Below are 12,943 nucleotides of genomic sequence, written 5' to 3' on the forward strand. Positions count from 1 at the left end.
GGCGCGGCTATCCCCGCGCCGTGCGGAGCGCCGTCCGCAAGTGACCGCCCGACGCGTCCAGGAGGCGGGCGGCGGTGGGCCCGTCGACGCCGCCCATGATGACGAGGATCGCGTTCTTCACCTCGCCGCCGGTCTCCGTCAGGGCGGCCTCCGTCTCCCGGTCGGAGGCGCCCGTGGCCAGGGCGACGATGTGCCGGGACCGGGCGCGCAGCTTCTCGTTGGAGGCGCGCACGTCGACCATCAGGTTCCCGTACGTCTTGCCGAGCCGGATCATGGTGATCGTCGAGAGCATGTTGAGGACGAGCTTCTGTGCGGTGCCCGCCTTCAGCCGGGTGGAGCCCGTGAGGAGTTCCGGCCCGACGACGACTTCGATGGGGTGCTCGGCGGCCCGGCCGAGCTCCGAACCGGCGTTGCAGGCCAGCCCGATCGTCAGCGCCCCGGCCGCGCGGGCGTGTTCGACGGCGCCGATCGCGTACGGGGTGCGGCCGGAGGCGGAGACCCCGACGACCGTGTCGGCCGGGCCGACGCCGAGCGCGGCCAGGTCGCCCGCGGCGAGCTCCTTGCTGTCCTCGGCGCCCTCGACGGCCGTGACGAGCGCCGTGGCGCCGCCCGCGATCAGGCCCGTGACCTGCGAGGGGTCGGTGTTGAAGGTCGGCGGGCACTCGCTCGCGTCGAGCACCCCGAGGCGGCCGGCGGTGCCCGCGCCCGCGTAGACGAGCCGCCCGCCGCGGGCCATCCGGGCGGCGGTCGCGTCGACGGCCGCGGCGATCTCGGGCAGCCGGGCGGCGACGGCGGCGGGGACCTGCGCGTCCTCGCCGTTCATGATCCGGGCGATGTCGAGGGTGGGCAGCCGGTCGATCTCCGCGAGATCGGGGCGGAACGCCTCGGTGGTGAGCGCGGCGAGCTCGGCGCGGAGGTCGGACGGCTCGTGCGCGGGCGCGCCCACGTGGGTGGAGGGGCCTGCGTGTGCGGATGAGCCGGATGAGCCGGAAGGGAACGGCGAGGCGCCGGATGGTGAAGTGCCGGGCGGCGTCGGCGAGTCGGGCGGCACGGGCGACGAAGCAGAAAAAACCATGGGCGGACGGCTCTTTCCAGGCGTGGCCGGGCGGGCCGGCGGGTCAGCGCGGTGGGCGCGGGGCGTGGCGGTGGGCGAGTGCTTCGTACGACGCGGACAGGGCCGGCGCGGCGGTCTCGTACGTCCGCTGGGCGACGCCGATGAACAGGCAGTCCACCACGAGGAGCTGGCTGGTGCGGCTCGACATGGCCGCGGGCCGCAGCTCGCTCTCCCGCGCGGAGGACGTGGTCAGGACGTGGTCCGCGTACTGGGCGATCTCGCCGTCCGGGCGGCCGGTGATCGCGAGCGTCGTCGCGCCGTGCTCGAAGGCGACCCGCAGCGGCTCGATGACGTCGGTGGTGCGGCCTGAGTGGGTGATGGCGACCGCGACGTCGCCCGCCCGCAGCTGGACGGCGTTGGTGACGGCGAGGTGGGGGTCGGCCGGCGCGTGGGCGATCAGGCCGATGCGGAGCAGCTTCTGGACGAGGTCCTGGCCGACTAGGTGGGAGGCGCCGATGCCGTAGACATCGATGCGCCGGGCGCCGGCGAGCGCGGCGACGGCGGCCTCCAGCTGGGCGGTGTCGAGGGCGGCGGCCGTGTCCGCCAGGCACTGCGCCTCTTCCTGGGCGAGCTTGGCGACGACGGCGGGCAGGGGGTCGTCGACCGCGATGTCGGCGGTGACGGCGGGGGCGCGGCCGGCCGCCTGTTCGGCGGCGAGGGCGGCGAGGGCGAGCCGCAGGTCGCGGTAGCCGGGGTAGCCCAGGAGGCGGGCGGTGCGCACGACGGTGGCCTCGCTGGTGCCCGTGCGCTCCGCCAGCCCGGTGACGGTGAGCGCGGCGGAGCCCGCGGGATCCCCGGCGACGGCTTCGGCGACGCGCTGCATCGAGCGGGTCATGGAGGGCGCGAGGGTGCGGACCTTGGCGGCGAGGGCGCCGGGCGCGGGCACGGTGCGGCCGTGTCCGGCGGCGTTGCGGCCCGCGGCGGGGGCCTCGGCCGGTGCGGGGACCTGCCGCTCGCCGCCCGCGGCTCCGGCGGGCCGGGCGGTCCCGGCAGCTTCGGTAGTTTCTTTCAATTTGCTGCTCACCTTTTGAAAGGTATTTTCAGGGTGGTGAACCGTCAACCGCCCACGTCCGGGACAATGGACCGTATGGAGCTCGAACAAGCGCTGCACACGGCGCGTGCCCTGATCCTCGCCGACCTCGTCGCGGGTGACGTGGCGGAGGCCGACGTCGTCTCGCTCGTGGAGGACGCGGTGGCGCAGCGGCGGTGGTGGGTCGAGCAGTGGCCGGAGGGCGCCGGCTTCGTGGTCGGGCTCATAGCCCAGGACGTCCAGGACGCCCTGCTGGAGCGGCACGGGCGCTGGCCGCTGTGCCCGGTGTGCAGCCAGGACGGAGACCTGCACGCCCTGGAGGTCGAGCCGGAGCTGGGACCCGACCCGCACTGGGCGTGCACCAAGCAGACGGTCCTGGTCGCCCCGGTCGGTTCGCTGTCCGACGCGCTGCGGTGAGGCGCCGCCGATGACGCTGTACATCGACCCGCCCGTCTGGCCCGGGCACGGCCGCATGTGGTCCCACCTGATCAGCGACCTGTCCTTCGACGAGCTGCACGCCTTCGCGGCGCGGCTCGGCGCTCCCGCCCGCGCGTTCGACCGCGATCACTATGACGTGCCGTCGACGTCCTACGGGGACGCCGTGCGGCTCGGCGCGGTGGAGGCGAGCAGCAAGGAGCTGGTGCGGCTGCTGGTGGTCGCGGGGCTGCGGCGGCCGAAGCACGAGCGGCCGTAAGGCTGAGCCGGCCCGGGAAAGCGTGAGCCCGCTCAGCTCGTGAGCAGGCCGAGTTCCGTCGTGACGTTGCGGCGCGCGACCGCCTCCCAGCGGTCGTAGCCCAAAGGTGTGCGGAAGAGCCGCGGCAGGTCCAGGAGCTGCCGCAGCACCGCCGCGCGCCCTTCGCGGAAGGCCTCGTCCGGCACGAAGCCGTACTCCTCGCGGACGGCGGCGGCGTAGGCGGCGTACTCCTCGGGGGTGCCCGCGAGCACGGCCAGGTCCGCGTCGGACAGCACCTCGCCGTCGAGGTCTCCGGCCGCCGGGTTGTGGCCGACGGTGAGCCGTACGAGCCGGGCGACCTCGGCCGTGCGGGCGGCGCCGATGCCCAGCTCGGGCAGGGCGCGCTCGGCGAGGTGCGCGCTGCGCTCCTCGTTCTCGGAGCGGTCCGGGCGGTAGACGGCGTCGTGGAACCAGGCCGCGAGGCGTACGGCGTCGATGTCGCCGGCGTGCGCGGCGAGCTCGTCGACCCGGTCCAGGACCGCCGCGAGGTGGTCGGTCGTGTGGTAGCGGCGCTGCGGCTCCGCCCAGCGGCGCAGCAGGTCGTCGGCGTACGGGCCCGGGTCCGGGGCGTCCTCCGGGGCGCCGGCGCCACGGGCGCGCTCGACGGTCTCCTGCCAGCGGGCGCGCAGGGCGGGGCCGGACGGGTGCTCGCTCGGGACTGTCATAGGCCAATTGTGGAACACCGCTTTTGGCGCGGGGCGCGGGTGTGGCAGGCTGTGCAATATGTCTAGACCAATTCTTGAGGTGATCGCGCTCGACCCGCGGGACGCGAGGGCGGCGCAGGACGGCGGCGCGGACCGCCTCGAACTGGTCACCGACATGGCCGCGGACGGCCTCACCCCGCCGCTGGAGACCTTCACCGCCGTCCGGGACGCCGTCGACATCCCCGTACGGGTCATGCTGCGTGCCGCCGACGGCTTCTCCGCGGGCGACGCGGCCGCCCTGTCCGCGCTGTGCGGCACCGCCCGGGCCCTGGTCGCGGAGGGTGCCTCGGAGTTCGTCCTCGGCTTCCTCACCGACGACGGCCGGGCGGACCTCACGGCCGTCTCCGCGCTCGCCGAGGCGATCGGCCCGCGGGCGCGCTGGACCTTCCACCGCGCCATCGACCGCGCGGCGGACCGGGACGCCCTCCGCAAGCAGCTCGCGGACCTGCCCGGCCTGGACACCTATCTGACGGCCGGCTCGGCGTCCGGCGTCGACGACGGCCTGGCGACGCTCCTCGCCGAGGCCGGCCGCTCCGACGAGCCCGGCTACGAACCGCGGATCATGGTCGGCGGCGGCCTCCAGCTCAAGCACCTCCCGGTCCTCCGCGGAGCCGGCATCTCCGCCTTCCACATCGGCGGCGCGGCCCGCCCGGACGGCTGGACCGGCCCGGTGGACGCGGGCGCGGTCCGCACCTGGCGGTCGGCGCTGGACGCGTAGCGTCGGTAGCGTCAGCGGCGCGACGACACCGCACGACCCGGAAGGGAGCGGCGGGCCGGTTCACCCGGCCGCGCTCTTGACCGGTTCCGGAGCCGGGGCCGGGGTCCCGGCCGGGGCCTTGCCGGCAGTGGCCGCGGGGCGCGTCGTCCCTGCGGCCAGGACCAGCGCCGCCACCCCCAGCACCGAAGCCGCCAGCGGGAACCACCGCTCGCCCAGGAGGGCGATCGCCAGGCTGCCCACGGTGCCGCCCGCGGCCATGCCCAGGTAGAGGGCGCTGCTGTTGAGGGAGAGCAGCAAGGGGGCGTTGCCGGGGCTCAGAGAGGCCAGGCGGTGGAGCTGGGCGACCGAGATGGACCAGCCGGCGAGCGGGACCAGCAGGGCGTAGGCGAACGCGCCCGGCATCGTCCGGCCCAGCCACGGCAGGGCCGCGAAGCACACGATCGCGATCACGCTGCCCACCAGCAGGACCTGCCGCACGCCCCAGCGGTCCACGGCGCGGCCGCCCAGCCAGCTGCCCGCGACCGAGGCGACGCCGGTCGCCAGCAGGACGGCGCTGAGCCGGTCCGCGTCCCCGCCCGTCGCCGGGCGGACGGCCGTGCCCAGGTAGATGTAGACGGACTGGAAGGCCACGAAGAACGTGAAGGTCGTCGCGACGGCGCCCAGCACCCGCCGGTCGCGCAGCGGCGCCATCCGTTCCCGCAGGCCCACCGACTGGGCGGGGGCGGGCAGTTCGCGGAGGAAGGCGGCCAGGCCCAGCAGGGCCACCGCGCCGAGCGCGGTGACGAGCCACATCGTCAGCCGCCAGTCCGCCCGGCCCACGTAGGTGCCGAGCGGCACGCCCAGGGCCGTGGCCACGGTCATTCCGCCGAGGACGGTCGCGATGGCCCGGCCGCGACGCTCCGGCGGGACGAGGGCGGTGGCCGCGGCGCTGGCGGTCGGGGTGTAGAGCGCGGCTCCGGCGGCGGCGAGGACGCGGGTCGCGAGCAGGGTGGGGTAGTCGGGGGCGAGGGCGCTCAGGGCGTTCGCGACCGTGAACACGGTGAGCGCGGTGAGCAGCAGGCGGCGGCGCGGCCAGCGCGCGGTCACGGCGGCCAGGACCGGCGCGAGCAGGGCGTACGAGAGCGCGAAGACCGTCACCAGCTGCCCGGCCGCCGGTACGGAGACGCCGAGGTCGCCGGAGATCCGGCCCAGGATGCCGGCCATGACCATGGTGTCGGTGCCGACGGCGAACGTGCCGAGGGCTAGCAGGAGGAGTCGCAGGCGCACGGGGGCCTTCCCATCGGAGGGGCCGGCAGACGGCAGGCGGCAGCCGGCAGACAGAGTGGCGGACTGGCGGACTGGCGGACCCAAGATCGTTGGATGCTCGTCAAACAATCATCGATGGGTGGATGATTGTCAAACAGTCGTCGGGGGGCCGAGGAGGGAAGAACGCATGACGGACGAACGCCTGCCGGTAACGGAGGAGTGGCTCCCGCAGCCCGCCACCGAGGACATCGAGCTCGTGAAGGTGCTGCACGCGCTCGGCGACCCGGTGCGCCTGCGGCTCCTGTCGCTCTACCTGGAGGGCGGGGAGGTCAGCTGCACCCTGGAGGGGGTCGGCCTCGACCACCTGCACAAGTCGACGCTGTCGCACCACATGAAGGTCCTGCGCGCGGCGGGCGTGACCGCGACGCGCGTGGCCGGCCGCAACCGCTTCGTACGGCTGCGGCGGCAGGACCTCGACGGGCGCTTCCCCGGACTGCTGGACGCCCTGCTCAAGGGGCTGGAGGCGCAGTAGCCGGCCGGGCGGGGGTCAGCTCAACTGCCCCGGCAGCGGCTCGGCGTGAAGCACCGTCAGCCCGGAAACGGCTCGCGTCAGCGCCACGTACAGCCGCCGCAGCCCCGTCCGCTCGTCCGGCTCCCCGGCGACGACCGCCGCCGGCTCGTCCAGCACCACGTAGTCGTACTCCAGGCCCTTCGCCAGGGACGCCGGCACCAGCGTCAGGCGGGCCTCCGCCGTCGTCTCCTCGCCCGGCGCCAGGTGCGGCAGGCCCGCCTCCACCAGCAGCGCGCCCAGCGCGGCGATCCGCGCGTCCGCCGCGATCAGGCCGGTCGACCCCTCGCGCTCCAGCGACTCCCGGCACGCCGCCACGACCGCCGCGTCCAGCTCCCCGGCGGCCACCGGGCGCACCGAGAAGTCACCGGCGGCCTCGCGGACCGACGTGGCCTCGGCCAGGCCCGGCGCGATGGCGGGTAGCAGGCGGGACGCGTAGGCGATCACCTCGCGCGGCACGCGGAAGCCCTGCGTGAGCTCCTCGACGGCCGCCTCCGGCTTCCCGAGGTGCGCGAGCGCCTCCTCCCAGCTGGCCGTCGCCCACGGCGTCGTGCCCTGCGCGAGGTCGCCGAGGATCGTCGCGGAACCGGTCGTGCAGCGGCGGCCCACCGCGCGGTACTGCATGGGGGACAGGTCCTGCGCCTCGTCCAGCACGACGTGGCCGAGCGACGGCGTCCGCGCCACCAGGTCCGCCGCCTCGTCGATCAGCACCGCGTCCGCCGCCGACCACTTCGCCGACTTCACACCGCGCGCCGGCTTCGCCCACAGGACCTCCGCCTGCTCCTCCGCCGACAGCACCCCCTCCGCGTGCTCCGCCAGGAACTCCGCGTCGGACAGCAGCCGCAGCACCAGCTTCGCCGGATCGACCGCGGGCCAGACCTCCTTGACGGCCGCCTTCACGGCGGCGTTGCGCGCCACCGCGTCCTGCACGCGGTCGTCCGGCGCCTCGCCGGCCTGCTCCATGCGCACCAGCACGGCGTGCGCGATCCGCTGCGGCAGGGCCTCGCGGGCCGCGCCGTAGCGGATGTCGCGGTCCAGGAGCTCGCGGACGATCTCCTCGATCTCGTACGCCGGCACCCGCCAGCGCCGCGAGCCGCGCACCACGACCACGGACTCCCGAGGCATCGTCACCCCCGCCCGCACGGCGCGCCGCAGCACCTCCGCCATGCGGGCGTCGCCCTTGATGCGGGCGGCCGCGGCGGAATCCGTCCCTCGCACCTCCACGTGCGCGACCAGGTCGTCCACCGTCGCCTGCGCCACGTTCAACTCGCCCAGCGCCGGCAGCACTTGCTCGATGTAGTGCAGGAAGGACCGGTTCGGGCCGATGACGAGCGTGCCCGTACGGGCGAGGCGCTCGCGGTGCGCGTAGAGGAGGTAGGCCACGCGGTGCAGGCCGACCGCCGTCTTCCCCGTGCCCGGCGCGCCCTGGACGCACACCGTGCCGCCGATCCCGGCGCGCACGATCTCGTCCTGCTCGGGCTGGATCGTGGCCACGATGTCCCGCATGGGGCCCACGCGCGGGCGCTCGATCTCCGCCTGGAGCAGCTTGCTGGCCTGATCGGCGGCGGCCGCGTCCGTCAGGTCCTCGTCCTCGTACGCGGTGAGGTCGCCGCCCGTGTAGCCGAAGCGGCGGCGCATCCGCACGTCCATCGGCTCCTTCTTGGACGCGCGGTAGAACGGCTGCGAGACGGGCGCGCGCCAGTCGATCACCATCGGGTCGCCGTCGGCGTCGTGGACATGCCGGCGCCCGATGTAGAAGCGCTCGCCCTCTGCGCCCTCCGCCTGATCGGCGCCCGGCGCGTGCGCGTAGTCCAGCCGCCCGAAGAAGAGCGGGGTGTGCGCGAGGTCGGCCAGCGCCGTGATGCGGTCCTCGATCTGCCGTTCCAGGACGGCGGCGTTGACCCAGTTCGCCGTCACGTCCTTGATGTCGAGCGCCTCGACGTCGGCGCGCATCGCCCGCAGGGCGGCACGGGAGGAGGAGAGGTGGGCGCGCTCCCGCTCCAGGGGGTCGTTCGCGTTCGATACGGCGTTCGCGGTCGATACGTGTGGCGCGGGCACGGCGGGGCCTCCAGGCGTACATGCGGCGGACGATCGGAAGCCGCCGGTTTCCGTCCGGTCGGCGGCGCTCCCTGAAGTGACGCGGGAGGCGGCGGGAAGGGGGAATTGTAGTGAGCCGGAAAGGGGCGCGCGAATGATTTTCCCGCGCCCCGGGGGAGGTTCTCAGGGTCGGCGTCCACCTCCCGTAGGGGACGCCATGATCCTCGGGTCGTACGCGCGGGCCTGCGGTTTTACACCGGCAGACCGATGTCCGGGGCGGTCCGCGAAACCATCATGGAGACATGACCTCAGCAACCATGACCCCGGACTCCGGCACGTCCGCCGAATCCCCCCTCGCCCACGCCCTCCGCGCGATCAAAGCCTTCGCCGGCGCGGCCGTCAGCGTCGTCGTCCTCGGCCAGTACGCGGACACGCGCAGGGCCTGACGGCGCACAGCCGCTACGCCTCCTCGCCCGCCAGCAGCTCGTCCGCGTCCACGATCCGGTACGCGTAGCCCTGCTCGGCCAGGAACCGCTGCCGGTGGGCCGCGAAGTCCTGGTCGATGGTGTCGCGGGCGACCACCGAATAGAAGCGCGCCTCGTGCCCGTCCGCCTTCGGACGCAGCACCCGGCCGAGCCGCTGCGCCTCCTCCTGCCGCGAGCCGAACGTGCCCGAGACCTGGATGGCGACCGTCGCCTCCGGCAGGTCGATCGAGAAGTTCGCGACCTTCGAGACCACGAGCACCGAGAGCTCGCCCTGCCGGAAGGCGTCGAAGAGCTTCTCGCGCTGGGCGTTGCTGGTCTCGCCCTTGATCACGGGGGCGCCGAGGTGCTCGCCCAGCTCGTCGAGCTGGTCGATGTACTGCCCGATGACCAGCGTCTGCTCGCCCTTGTGCTTGGCCACCAGCGCCTCCGTGACGCGCCGCTTCGTGGCGGTCGTCGCGCAGAAGCGGTACTTCTCCTCCGCCTCGGCCGTCGCGTAGGCGAGCCGCTCGGAGTCGCTGAGGTTCACCCGCACCTCCACGCAGTCCGCCGGCGCGATGTAGCCCTGCGCCTCGATTTCCTTCCACGGCGCGTCGAAGCGCTTCGGGCCGATGAGGGAGAAGACGTCCGACTCGCGCCCGTCCTCGCGCACGAGCGTCGCCGTCAGGCCGAGCCGCCGCCGCGCCTGGAGGTCGGCCGTGAACTTGAAGACCGGCGCCGGCAGCAGGTGCACCTCGTCGTAGACGACCAGGCCCCAGTCCCGGGAGTCGAACAGCTCCAGGTGCGGGTAGATGCCCTTCCGCTTCGTCGTGAGGACCTGGTACGTGGCGATGGTGACCGGCCGGATCTCCTTCTTCGTCCCGCTGTACTCGCCGATCTCGTCCTCGGTCAGCGACGTGCGCTTGACCAGCTCGTGCTTCCACTGGCGGGCGGAGACCGTGTTGGTCACGAGGATCAGCGTCGTCGCCTTCGCCTTGGCCATCGCGCCCGCGCCCACGAGCGTCTTGCCCGCGCCGCACGGCAGCACGACCACGCCCGAGCCGCCGTGCCAGAAGCCGTCGACGGCCTGCTGCTGGTACGGGCGCAGCGCCCAGCCGTCCTCGTCCAGCTCGATGGCGTGGGCCTCGCCGTCGACGTACCCCGCGAGGTCCTCCGCCGGCCAGCCCAGCTTGAGCAGCGTCTGCTTGATCTGGCCGCGCTCGGAGGGGTGCACGGCGACCGTGTCCGGGTCGATCCGGGCGCCGACCAGCGGCTGGATCTTCTTCGACCGGAGGATCTCCTCCAGGACGGGCCGGTCCGTGGACTCCAGGACCAGCCCGTGCGTGGGGTGCTTGAGCAGCCGCAGCCGCCCGTAGCGGTCCATCGTCTCGGCGATGTCGACGAGGAGGGCGTGCGGGACGGGGTAGCGGGAGTACGTGACGAGCGCGTCGACGACCTGCTCGGCGTCATGGCCGGCGGCCCTGGCGTTCCACAGCCCCAGCGGGGTGACCCGGTAGGTGTGGATGTGCTCGGGGGCCCGCTCCAGCTCGGCGAAGGGGGCGATGGCGCGGCGGCACGCGTCCGCCTGCTCGTGGTCGACTTCCAGGAGCAGGGTCTTGTCGCTCTGGACGATCAAGCAGGACACTCGTACCTCCACTACCGGGCCCGGCGGGCCCTTCGCGCCAAACTCCTGAGTTTACTTGCCCGGGCGTGGGGGCGGGGGGAATCGGGCGCGGGGCTTTGCGGTGGGGGCCGTTTACGGTGGGAGGAATCGAGCGCGGGGCTTTGCGGTGAGGGCCCTTTACCGTGGGGGCTTTTGCCTGGTCACGCGTGCTCGTCCGCCAGTTCCGCGACGCCCGTGATGCGGTGCAGCGGGTACGTGCGGACCTCGTCGGCCGTGTGGTCGTAGCCCGTGACGAAGCCGCCCTCGACCCGCACCGGAGCGATCACGCGCTGGCTCGCCGCGCCCTCCGCGTTCACGTAGCCGATCCACACCGCGGACCCGGTGAGCACCGCCGCCTGCATCGTGGCCAGGGTGTCCGCGGACGTCGTACGGGGCAGGCCGCCGCCGGCCGGGGCGGGGGCGGCGACCGGCTTGCGCTCGGCCGTCGAGGCCATGTCGCCGGCCCGGATCGCCCGCACGGCGGCGCCGAGCAGCGTCGCGTCGGGGACCGGCGGGCCCTCCGGGACGGGGACGGGGGCCGTGCGCGGCGGGGTGCGGCGGGCGTCGGCGCGCGTGACGACGACGTCGCCCTCCGCGGACTCCGCCGCCGGGGCGTACCCCATGGCCCGCAGGCCTTCCAGGAGCTCGTCCGGCGGGGCCTGCGCTGCCAGGACCGTGGGGGCGAGGCGGCGCAGCCGCAGCGGGGCGGAGCGGCGGTCGGCGAGGATCTCGGCGAGCACCGCGTCGTCGTCGCAGCGCAGGTACGAGGAGGCCGCGCCGACACGCAGGTGGCCGTGGCGGCGGGCCACGTCGTCGATCAGGTAGGCCAGCGGCTGGGGCACGGGCGTACGGGAGTGCTCCGTGAGGAACGCCTTGAGGTCGGCCGCGGTCCGCCCGGCGTCCAGCGCGCGGCGCACGGAAGCGGGCGTGAAGCGGTAGACCGTGGCGCCGCCCTTGGACTCGACGTCCGCGAGGACCGACAGCACCTGCGCGAGAGGGCGCTTGAGCGGGCCGGGGGCGACGGCCGTCAGGTCGGCCTGGAGGAGGATGTGGTCGAGCGGCTCGGGGAGGAGCGGGGCGAGGGCGGCGGCCGCGCGGACGGCTCGGGCGCCGGCTTCGGCGTCGGTGAGTGGTTCGGCGGATTCCGTCTCGCCGTCGCCCAGGAGGGCGCGGCCCGGTGCCGAGAGCGCGCCGCGGTTCGTGACGCCGAGCAGCTCCGCCTCGGTGACGGTCCAGCGGGCCAGACGGGTGCGCAGGTCCTCCGTACCGGGCTCGGCGGGCGTGCGCGGCGGGCGCTCCCAGTGCAGGCGCGCCAGCAGGGTCTCCGGCGTCACCGACGCGCCCGGCGGGAGCGTGGCCAGGAGCGCGAGAACGCGGTGGCGGACCTCGGGGGCCGGGGAGCGGTCCAGGTCCGGGCCGAGGGCGTTGAGGGGACGGGCCTTGGCGTCCCGGCCGCCGGCCAGCCCCGGGGTGCGGGTGGCGGCGAGCCAGGCCGTGGCCAGGCGGGCCCAGCGGTGCTCGGCAGGCAGATGCAGCCAGTCGTCGTAGGCGGGGGTCGGGGCGTAGCGCTCGTCGACCTCGCCGTCGGAGGCGAGCAGCCCGGCCGCGTACGCCAGCTCGGTCCAGAAGGCGGCCGCGGTCTCCGTGGTGTCCAGGAGGGTGGCGGTGCGCTTGAGATCGCGCACGCTCAGGCCGCCGGCGCGCAGCACGAGCGGGCCGTCGGACTGCCAGGCCGTGAGCAGCTCCTCCACCGCGCTCAGCGCGATGAACGCCTGGCCGGCGGCGGTCGCGTCGACCGTGCGGGCGGAGTGCGGGGTGGCCGGGGCGAGCTCGGGAGCGGTGGGCTCGGGCGTGCGGTGCGCCCGGCCCGCGCGCAGGTGCAGGGCCGCCTCCCGGGGGAGCACGACGCTGCCGGGCGCGGCGGGCAGCAGCAGGCCGCGGTCGAGGAGCCAGCGCAGGTGCGGGGCGGGGTCGGCGGTGACCGTGCCGTACGGCGGGCCCCACAGCAGCATGCCGAGGACGGCGGTGGCCTCCGCGGGCGCCCCCGCCAGCAGCGTTGCCATGCGCGTCCGGTCCTCGAAGAGGGCCGTGAGCGCGGCGACGGCCGACACCGGGTCGTGCGTGCCCGGCAGGCCGGCCGCGGCGATGATCTGCTGGATCCGGCCCGGCGACATGCCGGCCGTGGCCTCCGCGACGGTCGGGCCGAGGCCGGTGGGGGACGGGTGCGCGGGGCTCGGCGCGAGCAGCTCGCGGGCGGTGCGGACCAGGCGCATCCGGTCCTCGCCGCCCCACACCAGGGCCTGGTCGCGCAGCGTGGCCACGGCGCCGGGCAGGGCGTCGGCGATGCGGGGATCGTCGGCGGCGTCGCCGCACATCAGGGCGGCGAGCGTGCCGTACGGGCAGGGGTCGGGGGCCACGGCGAGGGCCTCGGCCGTCTGGAGGACGAAGCGGTCCAGGCGCTCCAGGGCGCGCACGACGGAGGCGCGGGTGCCAGCGCGGGTGGCCAGCTGGGTGAGGTCGCCCGGCACGGGGTGCAGCAGGTCGGGGCGCGCGCGCAGGAGCCGGGCGAGCGCGTCGTCGGGCCGCGCGCGCAGCTCCTCGGCCAGCGTCCGCGGCCCGCCGCGCGCGGCGCCGCCGCTACTGCCTGTCTCCCGCGGTGTGGTCATTCTG

The 12,943-nt window shown here is 75.0% G+C and carries 12 protein-coding genes; 5 read left to right on the forward strand and 7 right to left on the reverse strand.

The features are described 5' to 3' along the window. Positions 1-7: 7 nt before the first annotated feature. Positions 8-946 (reverse strand): N-acetylmuramic acid 6-phosphate etherase, encoded by a 939-nt coding sequence (gene murQ / locus PS271_RS16680; RefSeq protein WP_398382636.1) that lies wholly within the window; start codon positions 944-946, stop codon positions 8-10. A 172-nt stretch (positions 947-1,118) separates the two neighbouring features. Further along, positions 1,119-2,138, reverse strand: a complete 1,020-nt coding sequence (locus PS271_RS16685; protein WP_398382637.1) for an SIS domain-containing protein — start codon at positions 2,136-2,138, stop codon at positions 1,119-1,121. A gap of 54 nt (positions 2,139-2,192) precedes the next feature. Between PS271_RS16685 and PS271_RS16690 the strand changes: the two genes are divergently transcribed. Both PS271_RS16690 and PS271_RS16695 read left to right on the forward strand, forming a co-directional pair. After that, positions 2,193-2,561 (forward strand): DUF8819 family protein, encoded by a 369-nt coding sequence (locus PS271_RS16690; protein ID WP_030367232.1) that lies wholly within the window; start codon positions 2,193-2,195, stop codon positions 2,559-2,561. A 10-nt stretch (positions 2,562-2,571) separates the two neighbouring features. Continuing rightward, positions 2,572-2,838, forward strand: a complete 267-nt coding sequence (locus tag PS271_RS16695) for a DUF4031 domain-containing protein (RefSeq protein ID WP_398382638.1) — start codon at positions 2,572-2,574, stop codon at positions 2,836-2,838. A 32-nt stretch (positions 2,839-2,870) separates the two neighbouring features. Here the strand turns inward: PS271_RS16695 and PS271_RS16700 are convergent, their stop codons facing one another. Further along, complete coding sequence (locus PS271_RS16700) at positions 2,871-3,542, reverse strand: HD domain-containing protein (RefSeq protein ID WP_398382639.1); 672 nt, start codon at positions 3,540-3,542, stop codon at positions 2,871-2,873. A gap of 58 nt (positions 3,543-3,600) precedes the next feature. Between PS271_RS16700 and PS271_RS16705 the strand changes: the two genes are divergently transcribed. Beyond that, positions 3,601-4,299: a copper homeostasis protein CutC gene (locus PS271_RS16705; protein WP_398382640.1), complete on the forward strand. Its 699-nt coding sequence runs from the start codon at positions 3,601-3,603 to the stop codon at positions 4,297-4,299. Positions 4,300-4,359: 60 nt separating this feature from the next. On the opposite strand, the gene PS271_RS16710 is transcribed toward PS271_RS16705, so the two are convergent. After that, positions 4,360-5,565, reverse strand: coding sequence for an MFS transporter (locus PS271_RS16710; RefSeq protein WP_398382641.1), 1,206 nt, complete (start codon positions 5,563-5,565; stop codon positions 4,360-4,362). A gap of 166 nt (positions 5,566-5,731) precedes the next feature. On the opposite strand from PS271_RS16710, the gene PS271_RS16715 reads away from it, so the two are divergent. Further along, entirely contained in the window at positions 5,732-6,076 is a 345-nt protein-coding gene (locus PS271_RS16715; RefSeq protein WP_398382642.1) for an ArsR/SmtB family transcription factor, read from the forward strand. A gap of 15 nt (positions 6,077-6,091) precedes the next feature. Here PS271_RS16715 and PS271_RS16720 read toward each other — a convergent pair whose 3' ends face one another. Beyond that, positions 6,092-8,170 (reverse strand): HelD family protein, encoded by a 2,079-nt coding sequence (locus tag PS271_RS16720; RefSeq protein ID WP_398382643.1) that lies wholly within the window; start codon positions 8,168-8,170, stop codon positions 6,092-6,094. 281 nt (positions 8,171-8,451) lie between these two features. Here PS271_RS16720 and PS271_RS16725 point away from each other — a divergent pair, with 281 nt between their 5' ends. Further along, positions 8,452-8,595 carry a hypothetical protein gene (locus tag PS271_RS16725; protein WP_398382644.1) on the forward strand — a complete coding sequence of 48 codons (144 nt, stop codon included), beginning with the start codon at positions 8,452-8,454 and terminating at the stop codon, positions 8,593-8,595. 13 nt (positions 8,596-8,608) lie between these two features. Here PS271_RS16725 and PS271_RS16730 read toward each other — a convergent pair whose 3' ends face one another. Then, on the reverse strand, positions 8,609-10,255 hold the full coding sequence (locus tag PS271_RS16730) for a DNA repair helicase XPB (RefSeq protein ID WP_398382645.1): 1,647 nt from the start codon (positions 10,253-10,255) through the stop codon (positions 8,609-8,611). A 179-nt stretch (positions 10,256-10,434) separates the two neighbouring features. Continuing rightward, positions 10,435-12,939, reverse strand: a complete 2,505-nt coding sequence (locus PS271_RS16735) for a helicase-associated domain-containing protein (protein ID WP_398382646.1) — start codon at positions 12,937-12,939, stop codon at positions 10,435-10,437. Between the last annotated feature and the right edge of the window lie 4 nt (positions 12,940-12,943).

The sequence above is a fragment of the Streptomyces sp. SCA2-17 genome, assembly GCF_044336695.1.

Bases quoted from the DNA above. Each gene is read 5' to 3' on its own strand.
- PS271_RS16705 (WP_398382640.1), top strand. From the start codon at position 3,601: ATGTCTAGACCAATTCTTGAGGTGATCGCGCTCGACCCGCGGGACGCG.
- PS271_RS16725 (WP_398382644.1), top strand. From the start codon at position 8,452: ATGACCTCAGCAACCATGACCCCGGACTCCGGCACGTCCGCCGAATCC.
- PS271_RS16695 (WP_398382638.1), top strand. From the start codon at position 2,572: ATGACGCTGTACATCGACCCGCCCGTCTGGCCCGGGCACGGCCGCATG.
- PS271_RS16700 (WP_398382639.1), bottom strand. From the start codon at position 3,542: ATGACAGTCCCGAGCGAGCACCCGTCCGGCCCCGCCCTGCGCGCCCGC.
- PS271_RS16735 (WP_398382646.1), bottom strand. From the start codon at position 12,939: ATGACCACACCGCGGGAGACAGGCAGTAGCGGCGGCGCCGCGCGCGGC.
- PS271_RS16715 (WP_398382642.1), top strand. From the start codon at position 5,732: ATGACGGACGAACGCCTGCCGGTAACGGAGGAGTGGCTCCCGCAGCCC.
- PS271_RS16690 (WP_030367232.1), top strand. From the start codon at position 2,193: ATGGACCGTATGGAGCTCGAACAAGCGCTGCACACGGCGCGTGCCCTG.